Source organism: Martinezella sp. CNPSo 3959, assembly GCF_057784355.1.
Genome location: NZ_JBXSOV010000001.1, coordinates 899,597 through 923,050, shown reverse-complemented (window position 1 = coordinate 923,050; position 23,454 = coordinate 899,597). Strand labels below are relative to the sequence as shown.

The window sequence follows — 23,454 nt, the reverse complement described above, 5'->3', positions numbered from 1 at the left end:
TCGCAGCTGGCGCAGGGCGCGCCAGCCAGTGTGATTGTTTCACCGCGTGAAAGTTTGCAGCGTCAGGGAAAGCGACGATATAAAAATGGCAACAAAGGTCAAAGAGAACGAAGAAGCTGAAGTCGAGCGCGACGGCACCTCCGACGGCCCCCTTCTCGATCTTTCCGACGACGCGGTCAAGAAGATGATCAAGGCCGCGAAGAAGCGCGGCTACGTGACGATGGACGAGCTCAATGCCGTTCTGCCGTCCGAGGAAGTGACGTCCGAACAGATCGAAGACACGATGGCCATGCTTTCGGACATGGGCATCAACGTCATTGAAGACGAAGATGTCGAAGAGGCTGGCGCTGCGGCCAGCGACGACGACGACGCCGGCGGCGACGATGAAAGTGAAGGCGGCGAACTGGCCCCCTCCACCGGTTCCGCGCTTGCGACCGCGAAGAAGAAAGAGCCGACCGACCGCACGGATGACCCGGTGCGCATGTATCTGCGCGAGATGGGTTCCGTCGAGCTTCTGTCGCGCGAAGGCGAAATCGCGATTGCCAAGCGCATCGAGGCCGGCCGCGAAACCATGATCGGCGGCCTCTGTGAGAGCCCGTTGACGTTCCAGGCGCTGATTATCTGGCGCGACGAACTCAACGAAGGCACGACGCTGCTGCGCGAAATCATCGATCTTGAAACCACCTATTCCGGTCCCGAGGCCAAGGCTGCACCGCAGTTCCAGAGCCCTGAAAAGATCGAGGCCGACCGCAAGGCAGCCGAAGAGAAGGAAAAGGCACGCCGCGGCCGCTCTCCTTCCGGTGACGACGACATCACCAATGTCGGCGGCGAAGGCCTGCCCATCGAGGAAGAGGAAGAGGACGAGGACGAATCCAACCTCTCTCTCGCCGCGATGGAAGCCGAGCTTCGCCCACAGGTGATGACGACGCTCGACATTATCGCTGAAACCTACAAGAAGCTGCGCAAGCTGCAGGACCAGCAGGTCGAGCAGCGCCTGTCGGCTTCCGGTACGCTGTCTTCGGCGCAGGAGCGCCGCTACAAGGAGCTCAAGGATGAGCTGGTCAAGTCGGTCAAGTCTCTGTCGCTGAACCAGAACCGCATCGACGCCCTCGTCGAGCAGCTCTACGACATCAACAAGCGCCTCGTTCAGAACGAAGGCCGCCTGCTGCGCCTTGCTGAATCCTATGGCGTCAAGCGTGACAGCTTCCTGGAGCAGTATCAGGGTGCCGAGCTCGATCCGAATTGGATGAAGTCCATTGGCAATCTGGCTGCCCGCGGCTGGAAGGAATTCGCCAAGAGCGAAAACACGACCATCCGCGACATTCGCCAGGAAATTCAGAACCTTGCTACCGAAACCGGTATTTCGATCTCGGAATTCCGCCGTATCGTTCACATGGTTCAGAAGGGCGAGCGCGAAGCACGCATCGCCAAGAAGGAAATGGTCGAAGCCAACCTGCGCCTCGTCATTTCCATTGCCAAGAAGTACACCAACCGCGGACTGCAGTTCCTCGACCTCATTCAGGAAGGCAATATCGGACTGATGAAGGCGGTCGATAAATTCGAATATCGCCGCGGCTACAAGTTCTCGACCTACGCCACCTGGTGGATTCGTCAGGCGATCACCCGTTCGATCGCCGACCAGGCACGCACCATTCGTATTCCGGTGCACATGATCGAAACGATCAACAAGATTGTTCGCACGTCGCGCCAGATGCTGCACGAAATCGGCCGCGAGCCGACGCCGGAAGAACTGGCAGAAAAGCTCGCCATGCCGCTTGAGAAGGTGCGCAAGGTGCTGAAGATCGCCAAGGAGCCGATCTCGCTCGAAACGCCTGTGGGTGACGAGGAAGATTCGCATCTCGGCGATTTCATCGAGGACAAGAATGCGCTTCTGCCGATCGACGCCGCCATCCAGGCGAACCTGCGCGAAACGACGACCCGCGTTCTGGCATCGCTGACGCCGCGCGAAGAGCGCGTGCTGCGCATGCGCTTCGGCATCGGCATGAACACCGACCACACGCTCGAAGAAGTCGGCCAACAGTTCTCGGTGACGCGCGAACGTATCCGTCAGATCGAAGCCAAAGCGCTGCGCAAGCTCAAGCATCCGAGCCGCAGCCGCAAGCTCAGAAGCTTCCTCGACAGCTGAGGTCTGGCGCAAGCCGACATCGGCAGTTTACAAAACAAGGCCCGGTTCGCGAAAGCGAGCCGGGCTTTTTATTGGCACTATCAAATTTGAGGAGCCGCTTATGGCAAGCAAGCCGCAATTCACGGAGACATCCCTTCCTGTCCGACTGCGCGATCTGCTAGCCGGGTACGAATGGCGACAGGATGGGCTCGGGCGTTCCTCGGCCCATGTTTTTCGGCTCGAGGCCGATGGGCGTGCGCCTGTTTATCTCAAGACCGAGTTGGTCGATCCCTTGGGTGAGCTGGCCGGCGAGGTTGCGAGGCTGCGATGGCTCGCCTCACAGGGTTTTGCCTGCCCGGAAATCATTGCCCACGAGACGGACGGCGAACGAGAATGGCTTTTGATGGGTGCTCTTCCCGGCAGCGATCTCGTCAGCGCGGAGCGGTTACGGCCACTCGAGCGAGTGCGGCTTTTGGCGGATGCGTTGCGGCAATTGCATGCCGTCGATATCGCGGCTTGTCCCTTCGATCATCGGCTGGAGAACAGAATCGGCACGGCAAAGGCGCACTTGCTTGCCGGTCGCGTCGATGAGGACGACTTTGACGAGACCCGGCTGGGAAGGGCGGCAAAGGATCTTTTCCGCGAGCTCGTGGAGATGAGGCCGCTCACAGAGGATCTAGTCGTCACCCATGGAGATGCCTGCCTTCCGAATTTCATGGCCGACGGCCCGAAGCTCAGCGGCTATATCGATTGCGGTCGTCTCGGCGTGGCTGATCGCCATCAGGATATTGCACTTGCTTGTGGCAGCATCGAGCACAATTTCGGAGAAGAATTGGTTGCGGAGTTTTTGAAAGCCTATGGCGATTTTCAGCCGCAAGAAGAAAAGATGGCATATTATCAGCTACTGGATGAGTTCTTCTGACGGAGAATATGACCGTCTAGAGATGCGCGATCACGTAGGTTTGTTTTTGCGCCATTGCGGATCGCGCGGAGGCCTGACAAGTTCGATTTCGACCGATGCCTCTTTCGCGGTGCGTGGTCGGGCACCATATGTCAGCGACCGGAAAATCTTCTGATCTGTTTGCCGATAAGGATCGAATGAATCGATGCATTGTTTTCGCCTGATTGCTTTCTCGTCGCGAGCCATCCGCTGAACGATGGAAAAGGTCGCGGAAAAACGGGATAGGGAGATAAGGCCGGGCTTTGTCCTGTCGATCCTTCTGCACGTCCTGTTTGTCGCGATTTTTTTGCTGCCGCTATTTCCCGCGCCACCCGAGGCGAAGCCCGAGCAGAGCGTCAATGTCGAGTTGGTGCCGCAGCAGGAGGAAAAGCAGGAGCTTGCGACGAAGGCGAACGAGAAGCCCGATCAGCCTCCGAAGCCGACGCCGAAACCTGATGAGAAGCCGGCGGAGCAGGCGGCCGAAACCCAACAGGAACCACAGCAGCCTGAGGGAAAGAAAGCGGACGAACAGCCGCCAAAGCAATCCGATCCCAACGGCAAGAAGCAGGCAGAGAAGCCGCCGGCCAAGCCGGATGAGGCCAAGGCCGATAAGCCGGTAGAGCAGGCGAAGTCGGAACCCAAACCTGATGATCCCGGCGCTGACAAGCCTATCGAGAAGGCGGAACAGCAGCCCTCTGTCGTAGACGTACCTGTTCCAGACATGAAAGGCGATCAGAAGAATCCGACCACAACACAGCAGGCCGACACCTCGGAGCAGCGAAACAATACACCTCCGATGCAACCAAATAATGCTGCGGCCGAGCAACAGGCAGAGGCACAGGCAGCCGCGGACGCGGCTGCACAAGCGCAGGCAGCGCAACAGGCGCAAGATACCCTGCAGCGGACTGATGCCAAAGACCAGATGACAAATGCGACTGAGCCGCCGGCAAGCGACTCGAACACCAAGGCCCTATCATCGGCGCCCGATGTTCTTACGACCAAAGAGCCTTCGGATTTTCAAGTACAGCCGCCGCAGGCGGCGTCATCCGACCTGAAGCAGCAAGCTCCTGCAGAGCAGGTCAAGAATGAAACAAAAGATCTGCCACAAATTGTCGTTCCGGCGGTAAAGCCCTTTCCCTCTCAGCAAAGTTCTCAAGAACAGTCCGCTTCGAGCAGTCAAGGTAATCCGACTGCCGGCACTGCATTAGTCACTGAAGCGCAGCCTAAATCAGACGCGATGGACATGGCTGTCCGGGCGAGAAAGCTCTATTCAGGTGTCGAGATGGCTCGCTTGTCCAAGAGCAATTATGATGCCTGGAAGAAGATGCCACGTAGAGAACGTGTTTCGTATCTTTGCCGCAGTGAAGCTCTAGCTCAATTTGGGCATGAATTTAACGCGCCAAATTATGTCAATTCGGCATTCTCGCCTACTATGCTGAGTGATACTGGTGTCTCGGCCGACGGGGTAGCGGTTCCGACCTCAAAAGGTTGGTATCGAGTTGCCTTCAGGTGCCAAGTTGACGATGCAGCTTTGAAGGTTACGGCCTTCTCATATACGAACGGTGGACTTGTCCCTAAAAATCAGCTTGAGAGGCTCGGTTTGCCTGCATTTTGATGATACGCACAGTTATGGCTGTAGGTTGAAACAATAGTTTATCCCAATACAATCGAAATCCACCCCATTTCATCATACAATTGCCTGTATCTCCCTGATTTAGTGTCCTCCGATCGCACTTTTCTGAAGATTCCGATGTCCTCGATTACAGCCGATTCCAGCTCTGCGGCCGCAAGCCGCTCCGCCCTGCGTGGTGTCCTTGTGGCATTCGCGTCCTATGCCGTCTTCGCCTTCAGCGATGCGTCGATCAAGATCCTGCATGGGGTGATCCCCTCCTATCAGGTCGCCTTCATCGGCGCGCTGTTCGGCTTTGCCGCCGTGCCTTTCTTAAAGAAGCGGGAAGACGAGTGGCTCGATATGGTGAGGACGTCGAACCGTCCCTTGTGGCTGTTGCGTTTCGTCTGCGGCGCGACCGGTGCCATCTGCTCCGTCGTCGCCTTCACCAAGCTGCCAATGGCGGAAGCCTTTGCGCTGCTGTTTCTGCTGCCGTCCTTTGTCACCATTCTCTCGGTGATCTTTCTCAAGGAAGATGTGCGCTGGCAGCGCTGGACCGCCGTGATTCTCGGTTTCGTCGGTGTGCTGATCGTCCTGCGGCCGGGTTTTCGCGAGCTTTCGATCGGCCATCTCTGTGCGGCGATCGGCGGTCTTGCCGCGGCGATATCCATCGTCGTCAACCGTGCGCTCGGCTCAAAGGAAAAGCGCATCTCGCTTTATGGCGCAGGCCTTTTCGGAACGCTCATCGTCAGCGGCCTCCTCATGCTGTCCGAAGTCAGCATGCCGACGCCGACACAGTGGATATTCCTCGCGAGCTACGGTCTGCTTGGTGCGTGCGGCAGCGTCTTGCTCTTGACGGCCGCGCAGATGGCGCCTGCCAATCTGGTTGCGCCGCCGCAATATAGTCAGATGCTCTGGGCGATCGCCTTCGGCTACCTGCTGTTCAATGATAGCATCGATATGCCGATGGCCGTCGGCATTGTACTCATCATCTTTTCCGGCCTGCTGACATTGGCGCGAGAGCGCAAGCGCGGCACACCGCTGCCGGCCGCCGTTGCTGGCGATACGCAGGCGGCATTGGCGACGGCGGAGGGTCACAAGGCCGCGGAAGACGCTTGAGCCTTGTATCCCAATTGCGAGTGCGCAACATTGTCGCCCGTGTGGGACGCCAAAGCTGATATAGCGAATGGGCGGGATGAAAGGCACCAGGATGAAGTCCGGTCAATTCAGGATATACCGCTCCCGCCTTGCCGGCATCGAGGCAGTTCGGGCCGAAACCGGCCATAGCTTCCCCAAGCACACGCATGACCAGTTTGGCATCGGTATAATCGAGGCCGGCGCGCAGAGGTCGCTGAGCGGGCGAGGGATGGTGCATGCCGAGGCCGGCGACGTCATCAGCGTCAACCCGAACGAGGTGCATGACGGCATGCCCATCGGCGAAAGCCGCGCATGGTCCATGCTCTATTTCGATCCCCGGCTAATCGGCGATCTGTCGCGCGATGTCGGCGAGGGCAGGTTCGGTGCGAGGGAATTTCCATCGCCTGTCATCCGCGGCGGGGAGATGGCCGGGCATTTCAAAACCCTGTTTTCGCTCCTGATCGAGGATGCGGCTGAGAATGTCCTCCTGCGGGATGAACTGCTTCTGTCGCTTATTGCCGATGTGATGCGCGAGGAATCAGGCGCCTTGCGTGAAGATGCCATTTCCGCTGATATCAAAAGGGCACGGGAATTGATCGATGACGATCCCGCCGCTCCATTGACCCTTGCCGAACTGGCAGAACTATGCGGGCTCAGCCACTTCCGTTTCCTGCGTGCCTTCGCCAGGGCGACGGGACTGACACCGCATGCCTACCTCATGCAGCGCCGGATACACGAAGCGCGACGGCTGATTGCGGCGGGCACGTCCCTCGCGGAAGCAGCTTTTGCCAGCGGCTTTTCCGATCAGAGCCATATGACGCGCCTCTTCGTCCGCAATTTCGGTGTCTCGCCGGGCGCCTATGCTGCGGCCATCGGCTGAAGCTTCTGCAATTTTATTCAAGACCAGAGGATAATGACGGGGTTTTCTGCTGCGCCAAGCAGATGCCTATCAGGAGGTGCGATGTTTTTCCGCCATTCGAACGAAATGTGGGGCGAATTTCCCGAACTGGTTCCCGGCGTGCTGTTCGCCGAAGGGATAACCTCGGCTGTTGATGTCGGCGATCGGATCGCAGGTTATCATGCGACCGCCGCAGACCGGCTGGCACAGCATCCTGAAAGCGAGATGGCTGAAATACAGGCGTGGCGGCGGGCTTTCTCCAAAATGGGATTGAAGCCGACGCAATATCGCTGCGCCTCCGAAGCGCTGCTGCGCCGATTTCGCCAGGACGGGTCGTTGCCGCGGCTGCATCCGCTCGTCGATCTCTGCAACGCCATCTCGATCGCTTTCGCGATTCCCGTCGCCGTTTTCGATCTTTCGAAAATCTCCGGCACTTTCGAAGTGCGGCATGCAAGCGGCAGCGAATCCTATTTGAGCTTTTCCGGTGAGGTGGAGCATCCGGAGGCGAGGGAGGTGATCTTTGCCGATGCGGCTGGGCAGGCACATGCCCGCCGCTGGACCAATCGGCAAAGCGGCTTGTCCGCAGTGCGTGACGACACACACTCGGTGCTTATCGTCGCGGAAGCGCTGCACGGCTCTGCGGCCAGCGATGTTACCAAGCTGATCGATGCGATCGCAGCGGAGCTGGCGGCGATATGGTCGATCGAGGTTAGGCAGAGTGTTCTCAGCTCGTCTTCACCGCGATTTGATCTATCGTCCGCGATGAATTTGCAGCTGCAGCAAAAACAAGATTGACAGGGGGCGCACCGAGGCAGAGCAGGGAGGTGTAGAAAATTCGATTGTTGAGAAGCAAGTCTGCGAGCCCCCTGCCGGCAGACGAAAAGGCCCATGGATACATTGCAGACTCTAGACCGGCCAAGCGTGCTCGGTCACCCCGGCTATCGTTCGTTCGCTGCGTCGCGTGTCTTTTCCTCGATAGGCTTTCAGTCTGTCACGGTTGCCATGGGCTGGATGATCTACGATCAGACCCATAGCGCCTTTTTCCTCGGCCTTGTCGGCTTCTGCCAGTTTCTGCCCATGGTCATTCTGACCTTTGTCGTCGGGCATGTCGCCGATCGGTTCGACCGCCGCCGCATCGGCCTTGTCTGCCAGCTGATCGAGGCGTTGACAGCGCTGGTTCTCGCGGTGGCCGTCTGGCAGCACTGGATAGGTCCCGCCGGCATTCTGGCTGCTGTTGCCGTCATGGGCGCAGCAACCGCCTTTGAACGTCCCACGATGGCAGCACTTTTACCGAATATCGTGCCGTCTTCGTTGCTGCAGGTTGCCATTGCCACCTCCACTTCGATGATGCAGACGGCCTTCATCATCGGGCCTTCGCTGGGCGGTCTGCTTTATGGCGTCAGCCCCGTTGCTCCGTTTGCCATGTCGGCCGTGCTTTATATCATCGCGAGCGTCAACGTCATTTCGATCCGGGTCGAGCGGGAGCAGCCGGCATCGCGCGAGCCGGTGACGTTGAGTTCCGTCTTTGCCGGTGTTTCTTTCATCAAAAGCCGCCCCGTCATGCTGGGAACGATATCGCTCGATCTCTTCGCCGTGCTGCTTGGCGGAGCGACGGCGCTGCTGCCGATGTTCGCGCGCGATATCCTGCATGCCGGACCCTGGGGGCTCGGCCTGTTGCGTGCTGCGCCAGCAATCGGCGCGCTCGCCATGTCCATCTGGCTCGCACGCCGGCCGCTGCAGAGCGATGTCGGCAAGAAGATGCTGTTTGCCGTGCTCATCTTTGGGGTCGCAACCATCGTCTTTTCGCTCTCGAGCAATATCATCCTTTCGGTCGCGGCGCTCTTCGTCGTCGGCGCCTCGGATACCGTCAGCGTGGTCGTGCGCAGCTCGCTCGTGCAGCTCCTGACGCCGGATGCCATGCGCGGCCGCGTCAATGCCGTGAATTCGCTGTTCATCGGCACCTCCAATCAGCTCGGTGAATTCGAGTCCGGCATGCTTGCCACTGCACTTGGACCTGTCCTGACCGGCATCGTCGGCGGCGTCGGAACCATCGTCGTGGTGCTTCTCTGGATGCGCCTCTTTCCGGATCTGACCAGGGTGAAGACGCTCAGAGGTTAGCGGCGTCCATCCTTGGATTGCTTTTCCACGAGATTGACTAACCCGACATCCCGCAGCAGATGTTGGTTTTCCTCAGGCAGCATGTCTCGCTTTCGGCCACCTTCATTATGCGAGCGTCGTTCCGAGGCGCCTTGCCAGATCAGGAGTCGGACGGCCCATGCTCTCCAGCTGTTGATATGAAGAATGTTCATCTATCTGCGACCTCGAAATGCTCAGTCAGTAGATAGATGCGCCTGAAATAGAGTGATGTATAATGAATCCTCAGGCTACAAAGCATGAGGGATTTTCATGGGAAAGAGGCCGTTGCCACCGCTCTCGGTGCTTCAGACATTCTGCGCCATTGCCGAGACCGGCGGTTTCGGCCGTGCTGCCGAGCGGATCGGGCAGACACAGACGGCGGTCAGCCACCAGCTTGCGCAGTTGGAAGGATGGATCGGCGGCCGCCTGTTCGACCGGGGCCGAAATGGGGCGCGGCTGACACCTTTGGGCGCCCGCCTGCATCCGGCAATATCAGGCACGATCACCGAACTGGAAACGGCGCTGTATCAGGCGCGCGCAAGTATTTCGGTTCGCAGCGTCGCGGTGTCCGTCTCGCCGGAGTTTTCCAGCCAGTGGTTGGCGGCGCGGCTGCCGGATTTCTGCCAGCGCCATCCGGACATCGAGGTGAAGCTGGCTGTCGGCTACCAGCGCCCGGATTTTCAACCTGGAGGTACCGATCTCGCCATCTGGCTCGGCCGTGCCGACGCGGCTTTCACCCATGAAGAACTGCTGACGGACGAAGAGTTCGTCGTCAGTTCGCCGGAACTGTCCAAACGACTGCCGCCGCGCTGGGCCATTAGGGCCGCTCCGCTTCTGCGCTATTCCGGCATGCGGCATACGATTCTCGATTGGCAGCGCTGGCACGAGCAGGTGATTGGCGAGAGTGGCGGCGAGGACGGCGTGCGTTTCGATATCGCACGGGCTGTGGAGCAGGCGCCTCTCTTCGATTCCTTTGCCGAGATGCTGGAGGCTTGCCGACAGGGCCGCGGCTTTGCCCTCGTGCGAAGCTCGCTGGTGGCACGCGATCTCGCCGAGAAAAAGCTGGTCAGATGCTTTGTCGAGGTGCAGCCGGCTGCCGTCAGTTATAGCCTGGTCTATCCGCCGAACGCCTTGCTGAACCCGGCTGCGGCCCTGTTTCGCAACTGGCTGCTCGCGCAAGTTCGTTCGCCGGACTAGTGGCAGATGATTTTTTAATCGCGCAGCCGAATGAGGCCAGCCTCAGTGGGAGCAAAACCGAGCCCTCGATAAAAGCTGGTGAGATGCGGCTCGAAATCGACATGCAGCCATTCCGCGCCACGTTCGCTGGCCAGGGTTTTCGCCCGCTCGACGAGAGCGCTTGCGATACCTCTGCGCCGAAATTCCGGATCGACGCAGGTATCGAGAATAAAGGCATGAATGCCGCCGTCCCAGGCGACATTGACGAAGCCGACCAGTCTCATGCCAGCGAATGCGCCGACATGGGCGAGATTTCGGGAAAGGATGGGCTGGAAGTCTCGTGGGTGGGGAGTGTTCCAGGCGACCGCCCACAGCGCATTGAGCGCCTCGTTTCCCAGATCCGGATTATCCCTGTATTCTATAACCATTGACATTCCCCGCGTGTTACTTCGGCGCATTCATTCCGACCGCTCGGAAGTGTGCGGAATATATCCGCTGCCGATGTCGGATCCGGTTGTGGTCGATCGTCCTTTGAAGGTGAACATAGAACAAAGGAGGCTGAAATGTCCTATGTCGATGGTTTCATCGTTGCCGTACCGAAAGACAAGATTGAGCCTTACAAGGCACTCGCGCAAAGAGCCGGGGCGGTCTGGCGTGAATATGGCGCACTCAGCTACGTTGAGGCCATAGGCGACGATGTTCCCTATGGCGAACTCACCTCCTTTCCGCGTGCGGTGCAGGCAACGGAAGACGAGGTCGTGGTGTTTTCGTGGATCACCTATGAATCACGGGAAAGCCGCGATTCGATATTGGCCAAGGTCATGGCCGATCCCCGGTTGAAGGATGAGATGGAAAACATGCCCTTTGACGGCAAGCGCCTGATCTATGGCGGCTTCAAGGTCGCCATCGAGCTTTAGTCCGAGCAGTGGCCGGACTTGACATCCGGCCACTGCGCTCGACCTGATGCGCATCGCTATCGTCATGTTCGGGGATGCCATGCCACAAACCGTTGTTACACTCTCGACCCATGGTCAGGGGCTCTATGAATTTACCGATCAGGTGGCGAAATTCGTCCGCGCGGTAGCGGCAGGCGGTGAGGGGCTTTTGACCGTCTTCGTACGCCACACCTCCTGTTCCCTTCTGATTCAGGAAAATGCCGATCCCGATGTGAAGACCGATCTCAAGGCCTTCTTCAGCCGGCTCGTGCCGCCATCCTCAGATCCGTCGATGCGCTGGATCGTGCACACGATGGAGGGGCCGGACGATATGCCGGCGCATATCAAGGCCGCACTGATGCAGGTCTCCATCGGCATTCCGGTGATGAACGGTCGGCTGGCGCTCGGCACCTGGCAGGGGATCTATCTTTTCGAGCATCGCGACCGGCCACATCGCCGCGAGATCGTGCTGCATTTTTCTGCCTGAGCTTCATCCGCCGCTGCGTCAATCAGTTGTTAATCGCCGTGAATACAATCTGAACGGCCAGTTCGTGTTCGGTTCAGCTTGGCTGACCTAACGTGGCCCCAATCCCGAGGGCGTTCACCAATGAGCGATCAATAAGGGGATTGCAACGATCCGCAGCAAGGATTTGAAGGAGAAACACCATGACTAATCTTTTCGCCAAGGCAGGTATTGCAGCTCTCATGGCATTCGGCGCCATGTCAGCCACCACCATGACGGCATCGGCCAACGACTTTCATCCTGGCATCCAGCAGGCTCGCTATGATCACCCGCGCGGCCGCATGTGCTCACCCCGTCTTGCCGTCGAGAAAGCACGCGACATGGGCCTGCGCCGCGCCCGCATCGACAATATCACACCGCGTCGCGTCGTCGTCGAAGGCTTCGGCCGCCGTGGCCCGGATCGAGTGGTGTTCGCTAATGCGCCGGGTTGCCCGTTGATCCGCCGTTGATTGCTGCGTACCGAGGTTTTCCACATTTATGTGATGAATTTGAAGCCGTCTCCAAAAGAGAGGCGGCTTTATTTTAGCTCTATGCTACTATCGGGCCTCTGGTTTCCCCTTAGCGTTCATTGTAGCTGAGTAATGGATGAATGGCTGATTCCGAGCTCATTCAGCATCTAGCCTTTACCTTTCGGGCGCTCGTTCAGCACTTATCGCTGGCATGAGAGGGCTTTCTGCTTCACGGAGAACACAATGAGAGAAATGCTGGCAAAGTTGGGGGTCGCTGTCTGTGTCGCGGTGACTGCATTGTCGGGCACTGCGGATTTTGCCTCTGCACAAGGGGTTGATATTTATGTGAACCCGGGCCGCCATCGCCCGCCACCGCCGGATTATGATCGTCCGCCGCCGCGTTTTGACCGCCGTGGCTGCGATCCCCGTCAGGCCGTGGATGTTGCACGCAGCTACGGTTTGCGTCGCGCCCGCGTCGTGGATGTAACGCCGCGCCGTGTCATCGTCGACGGCTTCGGCCGCCGCGGTCCCGATACGATGATGTTTGCCAATGTTCGCGGCTGCCCGCTTCTGGGCCGCTGACAATCAAAACGGGCGCATAGAGCGCCCGTTTTTCGTTCTCTGACCTTTTCGCCTTTGGCGGGGGCCGCGGAACCGCCCTTTGCGCGATCCGGTGGGATATGAGCGAAGGGCGGTTTTGTTTTGTCTACTGCTGGATCGCGTAGGTGATGCTCACCGATGCGTTGTATTCGTTCTCGCCGGTTGCGACAGGGACGGCCTTGTCCATCGGTGCGGATGCAGCCATGGCGCGCATATAGGGCTGAGGCGGTGCAGCAACGACGCCGTCATGAATGGCGATGATACGGCCGAGTTTGACACCGGCGGCATCCGTCAGGGTCTTTGCCTTGGCGGCGGCATCGGCGACGGCCTTCTTTCGTGCTTCTTCGAGTACGGTATCCGGCTTGTCGTTGGTGAACTGGATATCGCCGCCCTGGTTGATGCCGAGCTTAACCGCCTGGTCAAGCAATCCGCCCAGCTTGGAGAGATCGCGCACGCGAACGGTTAGGCCGTTCGTTACCTGATAGCCGTTCAGAACCGGCGGCTGGTTGTGGCCGTCCTTGTCGTTCGGGTAGGTATATTGCGGCTGAATCGAAAAGCCGGAGGTCTGCAGGTCGCGTTCGGCAATGCCGCTTTCCTTCAGCGTTGCCAGTACGGCACCCATGGCCTTGTTGTTCTGATCGAGAGCGTCCTGCGCAGCCTTGGCCTGTTGAACGACCGACAGCGTCACCACAGCCATATCCGGCGCGATCGCCGCATGTCCCTCGCCGGTGACAGTGATGACGGCCTCGCGCGGCTTGCCATCTTCGGCAAAGGCAGCAGCCGCCGGCACGAAAAAAGTGGCGCTGACAAGAGCGGCAAGAGCAAAATCTCTGGTTTTCGTCAGAAGCATGGTTCGTTCCTTGGTTGATAATCCCTCAAGATGAGCTTTTGCGGATTCATTGTGAAGGTATTACGGCAGTCCCTTGTCGGAAAAGAGAAATTGGGTTAGAGCCAAGTCGGCTTCGGAGAACCATTGCTCCGGAACCGCAAGTGCAACGTCCTTCGCTGCGCCGGGCCTGTAGCTCAATGGTTAGAGCCGGCGGCTCATAACCGCTTGGTTGGGGGTTCGAGTCCCTCCGGGCCCACCAATCCCAACCTAAGGGATTGATTCTTGAAAAAGAAAAGCAAAATCAAATCTATAGAAAGCCACACTGCTACACAAGGACGCTACACAAGAGGGGCGGAAGAAGTGGCAAAAGTCGCAGGACTGATACGGCGTGGAAACACGTTCAGTTTTCGCCGACGGATACCCAGCGATCTAGTTGAGGCACTGGGTAGGAAAGAGGTCTGGGTTGCGCTCGGAACATCCGACTATAAGGTCGCAGCAAAGGAGGCGCGGCTAGCGTCCGTTCGGCTTGATCTTCAGTGGGAAAGGCAGCGTGAGGCGCTCAAACGTGGCGAAAACATCAACCTGAATGATGGCGTTTCGGAAGGCCAGCTTCGGCGTGCGGTGCGAGGAGAATTCTGGACCCGTGAGCAAGGTGTGAAGACCACAGTTGGAGATGGCGAAAGGCTGGAGAGTATAGAGCGCGAAATAGGCGGCCTTGAGACGCGAGACCCCTCCGCTGAGGCCGCACTGTTCATTCAAGCTCGCTCCATAATTGAAAAGGAAGGGCTCAACATCCCGCTGCCGGCCAAAATGGTGATTGGAGGGAAAAAAGAGCCATTTATCCCTTCGCCCGAACTTCAGCGTCTGCTGGAATTGATCCGTCGCGCCGATGTTGAGCACCTTAGGCGGATGATTGATCGCTTGGAAGGCGCGCACGGGGACGAGGCGCATGATCCGTTGTTTAAGGGCGTCAATTCCGTTTCAGCCGCGCCGACCCAATCCGAAAGCATTACGCTCGGAGAGGCCATCAGTAGGATGCAGACCGATCCTACTCGCGCTCACTTGGGTGATACGGCGGACGCGAAATATGTCGTTACCTTCCGGGCCATGAAGGAATTGCTTGGTGAAGACAAGCCGCTGGCTGCGATCACGCGTGCCGAATGTGCCGCCGTTCAGGAGCTGATTGCTGGGTTGCCCGCAAACGTTGCCAAGCTGAAGGCCTACAAGAACTGTGTGACGATGCGAGAGATAGTGGACCTAGCAGCCACCCGCAGCGATCGCATGCTCTCTCCAACGACCGTGAAGGTTTATACCCATACGCTTAGCGCCTTTTTCAATTGGTCGATAGGAAAGGGCCTGCTCACGGTCAACCCGGCTGTAAAGCTGGCGGGTGGCAAGAAGCGGCCGAAGAACGCCAGGCGTCCTTGGAAGATCGACGCGCTCAACACAATTGTCGCCGGTCTGCTGGAGTGGTCGCGAAAGGGCAAGAGCATTGGTCGTTATTGGGTGCCAATGATTGCTCTATTCTCAGGCATGCGTCTCGGAGAGATTGTCGGTTTGACGGTGAACGACGTTGAGAAAATATATGGCGAACACTGCTTCGTTCTCTGGGAGACAGAGGAACAGGAATATAAGACTCCGGGGAGTGAGCGCCTCATTCCAGTTCATCCAGAATTGGTGCGTCTGGGTCTGCTCGATCTAGTAGAGAATACCAAAAAGGCGGGTGGTAGTAGGCTGTTTCCTGAGCTTCCGGGCAAAGATCAAGACGAGCTTTCCGATCTGTTCCAAAAACGCTTTAGCTATTGGCTAACGGCGAAGCTGAATATTAAACAGCGCGGGCTTTCATTCCATTCTCTGCGCCATAACTTCCGCGATGCGCTGCGCGAAAATGGGGTGCCGATCGACGCTACGCGTGCCCTAGGTGGCTGGTCGCGGTCCGGCCTGGTTGAGGAGAGATATGGTGCCGGCGTTAGCGTTCGCACTTTGGCCCGATGGATTGCCGAGATTTCCTTTGATGGCCTTATCCCGCCCGCACTTTTGCAACCCGTTGCAACAGATACCTGACAGCAACAACGGCGCCGGCTTCGCGGCCGTGATCCTTGTGGGGCCTTGCCATGGCTGAGGTCGTATGCGCCGCAACGGAGTGTGAAAGGCCATATGGCGGGTTTCGCGTTGGGCCTAATTGGTTATCCCCCAGGTTAGACCAGATGCGGTAAATTCGAGTTGCTGCGTCCCTTCGCGATAGAACTCCGCCTCTAAGGTCAGCTTCGAAGCGGCCTTCAACTGCCGGAGGAAATCTATTTCGTTCATCACAAAAATGACGTTCATCTTCCCATCTGATGAGTTATTGCATCTGAACTCTTGTATCGGGCCTTCGTCAAACTTCGCGGACGCGACATCTTGCTGCCAGCCGGAGCAAAGGAATTGCCCCTTATCGACGCTGAGAAAGATATTCAGGGTTGATCCCTCTAGTCGGAGTGTCAGCGTCCCCCGAGAGCCGCCTTGGTAGGGAAAGCCAAAGTTAAGGACGTTGTCGCTCCGCAACGTGGCAAAGTGCCGGACGATGCTCCTCATTTTATCGCTGTCTTCCCGATACATCCAACCGTTGCTGGTAAGCTGCTGGCTCGGCGTTGCTGTCGCCGAAAAGAGTGTGCCGACGAAAATGACGGATGCTAGAAAGCTGCGCATGCTAACCCTTCCCATTTAGCTGTGGGAACGGCTGCCACGGGTCGGCACAGTCAGCGGCGGAGATATCCGGATTATACATCTGGTAGAGCCTGCCGTTCCTGAATGTCACGGAGAATGTTGTTCGGCCCATGTACGCACCAAACTGATTCTTAGCGAAGAAGCGGATGCATACGCCAGGGAAGCGCTGCCCAGCGCCGCCATAAACGGCGGTCGGTTTGGTGATCTCGGCCTCCTTAACGGAGAAGGGGTCATTCAGGTATCCATGCACCTTCTCCACGATCTGTGCACGGTAGCTCGGGGGAATGCTCGCGGATAGTTTTGCAGTTTCCTCTGGCGATGCAGTGGTGCAGCCTACTAACGCAGCTAAGCCAGCAACGGCACCAATAATGGATTTCACGATAGCCCCCTTTTTATGCACGCCAATTAGTTGTGCCCGTATCGAGGATTTAGCTTAATCCTGTGGCGATCGCCAGTGGGTTTATTGCCCCCGAACGTTTTGATTTGCGTGCATGAAGGCACGAGCAATTGTCGCTTGGAACTTGCGACGGATCAGGGTTGAAAAGGGGCTTTCCCAAGAGAAGCTAGCGGCTGACGCTGGCGTAGATCGTGCGTACCTAGCGAAGATTGAAAGGCAGACGGTAAACTCCGGCCTAGATGTCCTCGACAAGCTCGCTGATGCGCTGCAGGTGAGATTGCCAGCGCTATTTGAAATTCCTGCGGATACCGCTCAACCTCCTGCAGTCCTTCGAGGTGGCCGAAAGCCGAAGTAGGTATGTGTCCAATCTCTTGCGTTCGGACGACCAATCCTTCAAGCGTGGCGGAACAGACCAATGGTTCCTAGTTGCAACGCGTTGCAAAACCCTCCACTGATCAGGCTAGTTCTGATCCCGGAAAAGCTTCCAGGCTTTAGTTGGAGACAAACAGGGCTTCGTCTTCACCAGATTGTCCAGCCGAATACGTGCACTCTCTCTGGGACTTGCTGACGGATAGTGGCTCCGCAAGCCCTTGACCTCCTCCTCTGCCTCGTAGGTGCTGACGAAGCAAAGCTCAAAGGGCTTTAGCTTGAAATACTCGTGGATGGCCGGGCAAGCGCATGCCCTACGGTCAAGCTCTGCTATGTCGTCCGGCGCGAGTTGGCTGCGACCTATTGGGATTATATAGCCGGAGAGACCCGCCGCTGCGATCTGGCGCCGGAGGCAATGCATCCTGCTTCGGGCGATCCAAGCGCCGAAATACGCGCGTGACATTGAAACAACGCGACCCTTTCGACGTGTCGCGTGGCGGAAGCCGGCCTCAAACTGGCGAGCCTCCGGGAAGTCGGCTGGCCATCCATGGGCGGGCATTGTCGGAATTTCGTCGTGGAGGACGGAATAAGTGAACATGCCGGCCCGTGTCGGCTGAGGCGGCGGTGACAAAGGAGTTAAGAGAGGGCGGTAGCGGCGCTCAGTAGCGTCGGCAAACATCTTCGCGACAGGCCAATGGCGTTGATGGCGCTTTTTCAGCTTGTCGGCGCCAATGCCGCAGAGCTTGGCCCATTCCGCCAGAGTATGCCGTTCTCCACACCAGTCTATAAAAACGCTCGTCGATCGATTGTTCGCCTGCTCCACTGGGCTCGCCCAACGACATAGACCAGGGCCGTAGACAGGATTGTTGATATCAGGGCGCTCTAGCGAGCTGTTTGGATGGGGGGCTGGGCCGACGTGTCGGAGGAAGTCAGGAAACTTCTCGAATTCGGGGTGAAGCTTGTCCCACGAGGTTTTGTTGCGCGTCTTGCGCTTGAGGTTGTCGTGCTTTTTCCAGGCGACGGGAAAGCGGGCTTTTAGCTCCTTGGCAGATAGACCGCGAATGACTGCGCCGATCTGCTCGATTGTATATTGCTCGTCGGTCTGCGGTTTGGGAGTGGGCCGCTTGCGTAGTTTTTTTGGTGTAGACGCGCTTGTGCGTACCTCCGGTACGATCGGGGACAAGTTTCCTTGTAAGCTGTTGGGAATAAAGACTAAGTCTGGTTTTGATTTTGTCCCCAATGCATGTGAGTTGCCGGCGTCATGCGGGCGTCTGATTTCGCGCTCTGCGGCAAGCGAGACGACAATGGGATGCGCTATGGCGCTGCGTGGTGACATGGATGATCATCCTCGGTTTTCGTCCCCAGGGACGGGCCGAACAACGCAGGGTGAAAACCGAAGGAAAAACCTTGCCTGGATCGCTCGGCCCGTCCGGCGACGGGAGCTAACCGCGCCTTCTGGGTGCGTCTAATATAGCACGACCAAGACCGAGACGTCGCGTACTTTTCATTGCAACAAGTTGCAATAATATGCTGATTTGTCTAACATAAATCCAATTTACCTATGGCAAAGTCTTCGCCAAAATGCGGACGATTGGGGCGGGTGTCAGAACTGTCACCAAATGGTGATCTATTGAGGTATGCGGGGCGCCATAGCCAGCGTGTGACCAGGCGAAGAGATGGCCGTCGCGCCAAAGGAATGCCGCGCTAGGTGTATCTCCCATCGTGACAAATACCCCGGGTGGTAGATCGGATAGTCGTGTCTCAAAGGTTACTTTGCGGCCATTCCTGTCGATACGGGCTTGATGCAGGGTCTCATCCATCTCCGCCGCTGTCGCTCGCGTTCCGACTGCAGCCTGCCAGCCTTGCGGGAAGCGATCATAATCTGCACGGCGGCACTCCGCACATGGTCGGTGACCTGCTGCTAGAGCTGTTACTTCATCCGCGAAAAAGAGAGGGGTATATCGACCGGGCGTGTCAAACGCCACGCGGTGCCCAGATGGAGAGTGCAGGGTGCAGCTAATCCACCGCTTCAGCTCCACGTCCCGCCTATGCTGCCATCAGCATTGTGAAGATCACCTCTGTTCCCCATTAGCAGGCCGCGCGTGGGAACAGCTTCGAACTCCCCAAACGGGTTAACGCGATTGGGGCGCGGTCGCGAGAAAAGTGCTTTATCCCGGCAACTTTGCGCAACGGCCACCCAATCCGCTTCCAAATTTGCAACGCGTTGCACTGAAAAAACCTCGCCCGAAATGTCAGTTAGCCTTTTCATCCTCGCGAATGCGCTTGGCCAGACGCGCCAACGTCGAAGTCGATACCCCTGTCGCGGCGACGATACTTGCCCAGCTTTGCTTGCTCTTGAGCATCGCTGTCAGCGCAGCGTTACGCTTCTCGTCTTCGGGGCGCCCCTTGAAGGCACCTCGGGCCTTGGCAGTTTGGATGCCTTGAGCCTGGCGTCGGCGTCGGTCTTCGTAATCTTTGCGTGCTATGGCGGCTAGCATATCGAGCATCATGCCATTGATGGCGTCGAGCATGCGGGATGAGAATTCGTCACCTTGCTGCGCTAGCTGATGTGAAGTCGGCAAGTCGAGCGCTACCACGCGGACGCGTTTCGCCGTGATCTCTGCTTTGAGCTTCGCCCAGTCTTCAGCGTTAAGGCGGCTGAGTCGGTCTACTTGTTCAACCAGCAAAACGTCACCTGCTTGGCAATCCGCAAGCAAGCGGAAAAGCTCAGGGCGTTTAAGCGTCGAACCCGTTTCATTCTCGATATAGGTTGCAGCAATCTTTAAGCCACGCTCATCCGCAAAGCGCGTGAGGTCCAGCTTCGCCCGTGTGGCGTCCTGCTCTTTTGTAGATGCCCTAAGATACGCTCGAATAAACATCAGAAACCACCACACTTCGTTTTAACTACTTCCATTTATATCACTTCGATTTACAATTTCAAATTGATTTATCGAAGTGCTTCTAGGAGGCGGGTTTTCCGATGCGCTTGAAGTATACCTGAAGTGAAGCAGCGCTGGAGGGTGTTCCCCTTCAGCGGAAGAAAGCGCTGCGTCCGACTTTCGCGCCGTGCACATTTTGAATTGGCGGAGCCAAAGAATAGTAACTTCTGCTTCTCGCAAGAACTTCCGACGAACGCATCTAAAAAAATACCCTGGACAGATGTCGTATAAAAGTTTTATGGTCGGACACCATAAAGTAGTTTTTTGATCGCTCGAATTTCGCGCAAGAAGTTACTATGCGGTCGTTACACGCATTCCAAAATCTTTTTCGAGTTAACAATCCGAAGGAGTATGCAATGTCGTCGACTGAAAATCCTACTATTGAATTGTATATGTATTCTCTTAATCAAGAATTCCCGGCAGGAAAGGGCCACGAAACATACCTCAAAAGGCACTCCGAATTAAAGCCTAACGTTCGGGGCGAATTAACAGTCACGTCTTCAATTGAAAGCCAAGTCTATAACACAAAAAAAGCCGGATCACGTACTTCGGTTCCTTCGGATTGGTCAGCTCAATGGCTGGAAAATAGGTGGGTTGAAAATCACACCAAGGCGGCCGGCGTGGGCGTTCGAGAGTCATTGGACCCGATGCACAGCGCGATCGTTCGGGAAGAAGAGTTTGGGGCTATCGTATTTGAACCGAATTCGGACAGAGTATACAAGCTGAACAAGGCAGGCTTGACGATTTTTAATCAATTGCGCCAACTAGCGAGGTCAGGGAAATCGATTGACGACAGCAGCCTCGGGAGTGCCGCAGCGGAATTCTTAAGCGCGATGCGCTTGGCCGGATTGCTGCGATGACGAACGCTTCCGTTCTTCGCGCACCATTTACAGTTTGCATGTGGGTAACTGACTACTGCAATCTGGATTGTGTCTATTGCTACGCCAAACCCTTTTCCGGCAGGCGAATGGAGTCCAAGCGCGCAGTTGATCTTGTCGAAGAACTAGGTCGCTTAGGCGTGTTCGACATAACCTTCGCAGGCGGGGAACCCCTTCTTCATCCTGAGATCGTCACAATGATTGAGCGAGCAACTGCAGGAGGTATGCGGATCGGCTTACTGTCAAACGGAGTTGCTCTCTCAGGCAGGTTAATAGCCGAGTTGGAGAGTGTGACAAGCAAACAGAATTTTATCATCCAAATATCAATTGACTCGACCAATGCTGGAATCAACGATGCGGCGCGGGGGAAAACCCACCGCGTTCTGAACTCACTAGAGCGGCTGCGCAAATCAAAGCTTGATGTTCAGCTCGCAACTGTGGTGCATAAAGGTAATGTAAATACAGCTCATAAGATTATCGAGCAATATTATCCTGATATTAAACGATTTCACTTTCTCAATATTCAACGAACCGCGTCAGCCCTTCAGCATCCTGAGTTTCTTCTCGATGAGGTGGAGACGCTCGATTTCTGGATGCGCTTGCATGAATATGCTGCTGGCTTCCCAGAAGACCTTTTTCTCCCCTCGCTTAGAGTGCAATTAAGGGCGCTCGGACAAGCGCGAACCGACCCAGAAGCCTCGTTGCACAAGCAGGCCACTTTCGACTGTGGGGTATGCTCCGCAGGCTGGACGCATGTAAATATCACATCTGATTTTGACGTTTTAGGATGCGATATAGCCAAAGAACACTCCTGGATGGGTAATTGTGGGAAGTCAACTTTTCAATCGGTATGGCACTCGGCGGACGCGGATGCTGTTAGGCATCAACCTTTTCCAGGGTGCTATAAGATAACTGGGCCTGATGGAGATCGACTTCAGAACAGTCTACGTCCAGAATTCTCCTCGTGCGCAACTTAATATCCCCGTCGAATCTATCCGCTGGTCCACGGATCCGGCCGAGCGCGCATTTTCTCACTTAGAGCAAGCTCCAGGCGGCGCAACGATTGCAAGGCTGGTACGATCTTAGTGCCTATGTAGTAGGGCTATTTTTCCCTTGTTTCGCCCTCTATCCTAAATTCACAACAATTCAGAACAAGAATGTGCCGCATCACTAAGTGTTTGTCAATAAAATCAGCAGGTTATTGCAACGCGTTGCACGGCGATTTTCTCATTCCCAGCCAGCGATAAGGGAACGGCACAATGACTGCGAGAGTAGTTTGGCAATACGGCTCCGGGCTTCCAAACAGGTCCGGTATCGGTGTCTTAAAAAAGACGTCGCACGACATATCATCTCACACACTCGAGAGGCGGCCGATAAACACTCATTAACGTCCGACATGCAACGTATGCGCGTTTGCATCACGATTGAGAAAACTACATGTTGGAAACCATCGGACGTATTATCGAACTCCAACCTGAATGGTCGGCGAAGAATACTCCCGCGATGCAGGAGCGAGGCAAGCTCATAAGAGATGCGTTGCCTGCGGCGCTCCGTCGGCTTATTCCCCAGCTTTCGGCAACATTAAACATGAATGCCGGTGACGTTGGCGTTGCCGGCGGTGATGGTTCGACGAACAGGGCTGCTGTTCCCTGGGTTAGAATATTCTCTCGGGTGCGGTCCCCCGACCCGCGTCATGGTTGGTATATTGTTCTTCTATTTCATTCAGAAGGGGAAAAGCTTTATCTTTGTCTGAGCTACGGGTCCACGGACTGGGCAGGTAATGCATACAAACCAAAATCGGCGGTAGAAGTCGCTCCCTTAGTGCAGTGGGCAACTGCGTTATTTGAGCCGTTTTTCAAGGCTCACCCGGCTCTCCAGTCGACGTTCTCTCTCGGAAACCAAGGCAAATTAGGTCGGGCCTACGAAGCATCGACTCCGATTGTGAAAATGTATGAGCTGCACAACCTGCCGTCTGACCGGGCATTTGAAAACGATCTGTTGCTGTTTGCCGAGATGCTTCGCCTCATTTATGAACAAGAAGACCTCGGCCGCCCGCCCAATTCGGAGACTTCCGAGTTCAGAAGAGCTCAAGAGCAATTCAAGGATGTAGCCGAAGGCGCTCGGCCCAGGGGTGGTCAAGGCTTCGGCTTGACCGCATCCGAGCGACGCGCGGTTGAAGAGCACGCCATGAAGAGGGCTGAAACCCACTTAGCCAGCCTCGGCTATGCATGCAAAGTAACCAGCGCATACGCGCCCTACGATCTTGTGGCAAGAAAGGGCAAAGAAAATTTCATCGTCGAGGTTAAAGGCACCACGTCGGCAGGCACTCATGTACTGCTTACCGCAAATGAGGTCGCGGTTCACAAGCAGCGATATCCGGCAAACGCGCTCTTTCTCGTACATAGCGTCGACCTCATTAGAGAAACTACAAACGCGCCACCCGTTGCAAGCGGGGGAATAAACGTCTTCTCCAAATCATGGGATATCAGTGGGTGCGAAACGAAGGCTTTAGCTTACCAGGTAAAGCTCTAGTCGAGCGCAGCTGGCGATGGCTTGGGGCTAGAGTACAGCCTTTACGATCTCGACGCTGTTGCTGCCGCAAACGACCCGATTGGCTCTTGCGGCCATACTGAGGTCAACAAGGTGCGGGGCATCATCGATTTCATGGCCGCTGCTGCCAGCGGGCTAGACGAAAAAGCATCACGGTATTGGCATTTGAGATTGTCTGAGATGGCGACCGGCGCACCCAGGTTGTTGATGAGAATTTATCCCACTTCTGCGTTCGGATGCCTCATGATAGGCATTCTG

The 23,454-nt window shown here is 56.6% G+C and carries 23 protein-coding genes and 1 tRNA gene; 18 read left to right on the top strand and 6 right to left on the bottom strand.

Features of this window, described 5'->3' with window-relative positions:
- Nucleotides 1-85: 85 nt before the first annotated feature.
- The 8 genes from rpoD (at nt 86) to AC13RE_RS04640 (ending at nt 10,042) form a co-directional block, all read left to right on the top strand.
- Complete coding sequence (gene rpoD / locus AC13RE_RS04675) at nt 86-2,146, top strand: RNA polymerase sigma factor RpoD (RefSeq protein ID WP_015340553.1); 2,061 nt, start codon at nt 86-88, stop codon at nt 2,144-2,146.
- A gap of 100 nt (nt 2,147-2,246) precedes the next feature.
- A complete protein-coding gene (locus AC13RE_RS04670) occupies nt 2,247-3,047 on the top strand; it encodes an APH(3')-II family aminoglycoside O-phosphotransferase (RefSeq protein ID WP_488562112.1) in 801 nt (266 codons plus the stop codon).
- Between the two features lie 235 nt (nt 3,048-3,282).
- On the top strand, nt 3,283-4,680 hold the full coding sequence (locus AC13RE_RS04665) for a DUF930 domain-containing protein (protein WP_488562111.1): 1,398 nt from the start codon (nt 3,283-3,285) through the stop codon (nt 4,678-4,680).
- A gap of 135 nt (nt 4,681-4,815) precedes the next feature.
- Nucleotides 4,816-5,793, top strand: a complete 978-nt coding sequence (locus tag AC13RE_RS04660) for a DMT family transporter (RefSeq protein WP_488562110.1) — start codon at nt 4,816-4,818, stop codon at nt 5,791-5,793.
- Between the two features lie 91 nt (nt 5,794-5,884).
- Entirely contained in the window at nt 5,885-6,691 is an 807-nt protein-coding gene (locus AC13RE_RS04655) for a helix-turn-helix domain-containing protein (protein ID WP_488562538.1), read from the top strand.
- Nucleotides 6,692-6,772: 81 nt separating this feature from the next.
- Entirely contained in the window at nt 6,773-7,504 is a 732-nt protein-coding gene (locus AC13RE_RS04650) for a B3/B4 domain-containing protein (RefSeq protein WP_488562109.1), read from the top strand.
- 93 nt (nt 7,505-7,597) lie between these two features.
- Nucleotides 7,598-8,827, top strand: coding sequence for an MFS transporter (locus AC13RE_RS04645; protein WP_488562108.1), 1,230 nt, complete (start codon nt 7,598-7,600; stop codon nt 8,825-8,827).
- Nucleotides 8,828-9,115: 288 nt separating this feature from the next.
- Nucleotides 9,116-10,042 carry a LysR substrate-binding domain-containing protein gene (locus AC13RE_RS04640; RefSeq protein ID WP_488562107.1) on the top strand — a complete coding sequence of 309 codons (927 nt, stop codon included), beginning with the start codon at nt 9,116-9,118 and terminating at the stop codon, nt 10,040-10,042.
- 14 nt (nt 10,043-10,056) lie between these two features.
- Here the strand turns inward: AC13RE_RS04640 and AC13RE_RS04635 are convergent, their stop codons facing one another.
- Nucleotides 10,057-10,449 (bottom strand): GNAT family N-acetyltransferase, encoded by a 393-nt coding sequence (locus AC13RE_RS04635; protein ID WP_488562106.1) that lies wholly within the window; start codon nt 10,447-10,449, stop codon nt 10,057-10,059.
- A 135-nt stretch (nt 10,450-10,584) separates the two neighbouring features.
- Here AC13RE_RS04635 and AC13RE_RS04630 point away from each other — a divergent pair, with 135 nt between their 5' ends.
- From AC13RE_RS04630 to AC13RE_RS04615, 4 genes are all read left to right on the top strand, one after another.
- Complete coding sequence (locus AC13RE_RS04630; protein WP_488562105.1) at nt 10,585-10,938, top strand: DUF1428 domain-containing protein; 354 nt, start codon at nt 10,585-10,587, stop codon at nt 10,936-10,938.
- Between the two features lie 79 nt (nt 10,939-11,017).
- Nucleotides 11,018-11,443 carry a secondary thiamine-phosphate synthase enzyme YjbQ gene (locus tag AC13RE_RS04625; RefSeq protein WP_488562104.1) on the top strand — a complete coding sequence of 142 codons (426 nt, stop codon included), beginning with the start codon at nt 11,018-11,020 and terminating at the stop codon, nt 11,441-11,443.
- Between the two features lie 179 nt (nt 11,444-11,622).
- Complete coding sequence (locus tag AC13RE_RS04620) at nt 11,623-11,928, top strand: hypothetical protein (RefSeq protein WP_112411637.1); 306 nt, start codon at nt 11,623-11,625, stop codon at nt 11,926-11,928.
- A 243-nt stretch (nt 11,929-12,171) separates the two neighbouring features.
- Complete coding sequence (locus AC13RE_RS04615) at nt 12,172-12,510, top strand: hypothetical protein (RefSeq protein WP_488482962.1); 339 nt, start codon at nt 12,172-12,174, stop codon at nt 12,508-12,510.
- A gap of 124 nt (nt 12,511-12,634) precedes the next feature.
- Here AC13RE_RS04615 and AC13RE_RS04610 read toward each other — a convergent pair whose 3' ends face one another.
- Nucleotides 12,635-13,378 (bottom strand): SIMPL domain-containing protein, encoded by a 744-nt coding sequence (locus tag AC13RE_RS04610; RefSeq protein WP_132717089.1) that lies wholly within the window; start codon nt 13,376-13,378, stop codon nt 12,635-12,637.
- A gap of 162 nt (nt 13,379-13,540) precedes the next feature.
- Between AC13RE_RS04610 and AC13RE_RS04605 the strand changes: the two genes are divergently transcribed.
- Nucleotides 13,541-13,616, top strand: a tRNA-Ile gene (locus AC13RE_RS04605).
- Nucleotides 13,617-13,639: 23 nt separating this feature from the next.
- Nucleotides 13,640-15,421: a DUF6538 domain-containing protein gene (locus tag AC13RE_RS04600; RefSeq protein ID WP_488562103.1), complete on the top strand. Its 1,782-nt coding sequence runs from the start codon at nt 13,640-13,642 to the stop codon at nt 15,419-15,421.
- A 114-nt stretch (nt 15,422-15,535) separates the two neighbouring features.
- On the opposite strand, the gene AC13RE_RS04595 is transcribed toward AC13RE_RS04600, so the two are convergent.
- On the bottom strand, nt 15,536-16,045 hold the full coding sequence (locus AC13RE_RS04595; RefSeq protein WP_488562102.1) for a hypothetical protein: 510 nt from the start codon (nt 16,043-16,045) through the stop codon (nt 15,536-15,538).
- A gap of 1 nt (nt 16,046) precedes the next feature.
- Nucleotides 16,047-16,442, bottom strand: a complete 396-nt coding sequence (locus AC13RE_RS04590) for a hypothetical protein (RefSeq protein ID WP_488562101.1) — start codon at nt 16,440-16,442, stop codon at nt 16,047-16,049.
- Nucleotides 16,443-16,554: 112 nt separating this feature from the next.
- On the opposite strand from AC13RE_RS04590, the gene AC13RE_RS04585 reads away from it, so the two are divergent.
- Complete coding sequence (locus tag AC13RE_RS04585) at nt 16,555-16,815, top strand: helix-turn-helix domain-containing protein (RefSeq protein ID WP_488562100.1); 261 nt, start codon at nt 16,555-16,557, stop codon at nt 16,813-16,815.
- 105 nt (nt 16,816-16,920) lie between these two features.
- On the opposite strand, the gene AC13RE_RS04580 is transcribed toward AC13RE_RS04585, so the two are convergent.
- A complete protein-coding gene (locus AC13RE_RS04580) occupies nt 16,921-18,165 on the bottom strand; it encodes a hypothetical protein (RefSeq protein WP_488562099.1) in 1,245 nt (414 codons plus the stop codon).
- A 916-nt stretch (nt 18,166-19,081) separates the two neighbouring features.
- The gene (locus tag AC13RE_RS04575) at nt 19,082-19,708 is read right to left on the bottom strand and encodes a recombinase family protein (RefSeq protein ID WP_488562098.1); all 627 of its coding nucleotides are present in this window, start codon (nt 19,706-19,708) and stop codon (nt 19,082-19,084) included.
- Between the two features lie 416 nt (nt 19,709-20,124).
- Between AC13RE_RS04575 and AC13RE_RS04570 the strand changes: the two genes are divergently transcribed.
- The 3 genes from AC13RE_RS04570 (at nt 20,125) to AC13RE_RS04560 (ending at nt 23,178) form a co-directional block, all read left to right on the top strand.
- Nucleotides 20,125-20,628, top strand: coding sequence for a hypothetical protein (locus AC13RE_RS04570; protein ID WP_488562097.1), 504 nt, complete (start codon nt 20,125-20,127; stop codon nt 20,626-20,628).
- Nucleotides 20,625-21,623, top strand: a complete 999-nt coding sequence (locus AC13RE_RS04565; protein ID WP_488562096.1) for a radical SAM protein — start codon at nt 20,625-20,627, stop codon at nt 21,621-21,623. Before AC13RE_RS04570 ends, AC13RE_RS04565 begins: the two co-directional genes overlap by 4 nt.
- A gap of 460 nt (nt 21,624-22,083) precedes the next feature.
- Nucleotides 22,084-23,178, top strand: coding sequence for an MrcB family domain-containing protein (locus tag AC13RE_RS04560; protein WP_488562095.1), 1,095 nt, complete (start codon nt 22,084-22,086; stop codon nt 23,176-23,178).
- Nucleotides 23,179-23,454: the final 276 nt, after the last annotated feature.

What these genes read in the sequence shown, in the direction of transcription:
- rpoD (WP_015340553.1), top strand. Translation starts at nt 86, where the DNA reads ATGGCAACAAAGGTCAAAGAGAACGAAGAAGCTGAAGTCGAGCGCGAC.
- AC13RE_RS04670 (WP_488562112.1), top strand. Translation starts at nt 2,247, where the DNA reads ATGGCAAGCAAGCCGCAATTCACGGAGACATCCCTTCCTGTCCGACTG.
- AC13RE_RS04665 (WP_488562111.1), top strand. Translation starts at nt 3,283, where the DNA reads ATGGAAAAGGTCGCGGAAAAACGGGATAGGGAGATAAGGCCGGGCTTT.
- AC13RE_RS04660 (WP_488562110.1), top strand. Translation starts at nt 4,816, where the DNA reads ATGTCCTCGATTACAGCCGATTCCAGCTCTGCGGCCGCAAGCCGCTCC.
- AC13RE_RS04655 (WP_488562538.1), top strand. Translation starts at nt 5,885, where the DNA reads ATGAAGTCCGGTCAATTCAGGATATACCGCTCCCGCCTTGCCGGCATC.
- AC13RE_RS04650 (WP_488562109.1), top strand. Translation starts at nt 6,773, where the DNA reads ATGTTTTTCCGCCATTCGAACGAAATGTGGGGCGAATTTCCCGAACTG.
- AC13RE_RS04645 (WP_488562108.1), top strand. Translation starts at nt 7,598, where the DNA reads ATGGATACATTGCAGACTCTAGACCGGCCAAGCGTGCTCGGTCACCCC.
- AC13RE_RS04640 (WP_488562107.1), top strand. Translation starts at nt 9,116, where the DNA reads ATGGGAAAGAGGCCGTTGCCACCGCTCTCGGTGCTTCAGACATTCTGC.
- AC13RE_RS04635 (WP_488562106.1), bottom strand. Translation starts at nt 10,449, where the DNA reads ATGGTTATAGAATACAGGGATAATCCGGATCTGGGAAACGAGGCGCTC.
- AC13RE_RS04630 (WP_488562105.1), top strand. Translation starts at nt 10,585, where the DNA reads ATGTCCTATGTCGATGGTTTCATCGTTGCCGTACCGAAAGACAAGATT.
- AC13RE_RS04625 (WP_488562104.1), top strand. Translation starts at nt 11,018, where the DNA reads ATGCCACAAACCGTTGTTACACTCTCGACCCATGGTCAGGGGCTCTAT.
- AC13RE_RS04620 (WP_112411637.1), top strand. Translation starts at nt 11,623, where the DNA reads ATGACTAATCTTTTCGCCAAGGCAGGTATTGCAGCTCTCATGGCATTC.
- AC13RE_RS04615 (WP_488482962.1), top strand. Translation starts at nt 12,172, where the DNA reads ATGAGAGAAATGCTGGCAAAGTTGGGGGTCGCTGTCTGTGTCGCGGTG.
- AC13RE_RS04610 (WP_132717089.1), bottom strand. Translation starts at nt 13,378, where the DNA reads ATGCTTCTGACGAAAACCAGAGATTTTGCTCTTGCCGCTCTTGTCAGC.
- AC13RE_RS04595 (WP_488562102.1), bottom strand. Translation starts at nt 16,045, where the DNA reads ATGCGCAGCTTTCTAGCATCCGTCATTTTCGTCGGCACACTCTTTTCG.
- AC13RE_RS04585 (WP_488562100.1), top strand. Translation starts at nt 16,555, where the DNA reads ATGAAGGCACGAGCAATTGTCGCTTGGAACTTGCGACGGATCAGGGTT.
- AC13RE_RS04580 (WP_488562099.1), bottom strand. Translation starts at nt 18,165, where the DNA reads ATGTCACCACGCAGCGCCATAGCGCATCCCATTGTCGTCTCGCTTGCC.
- AC13RE_RS04575 (WP_488562098.1), bottom strand. Translation starts at nt 19,708, where the DNA reads ATGTTTATTCGAGCGTATCTTAGGGCATCTACAAAAGAGCAGGACGCC.
- AC13RE_RS04570 (WP_488562097.1), top strand. Translation starts at nt 20,125, where the DNA reads ATGTCGTCGACTGAAAATCCTACTATTGAATTGTATATGTATTCTCTT.
- AC13RE_RS04565 (WP_488562096.1), top strand. Translation starts at nt 20,625, where the DNA reads ATGACGAACGCTTCCGTTCTTCGCGCACCATTTACAGTTTGCATGTGG.
- AC13RE_RS04560 (WP_488562095.1), top strand. Translation starts at nt 22,084, where the DNA reads ATGTTGGAAACCATCGGACGTATTATCGAACTCCAACCTGAATGGTCG.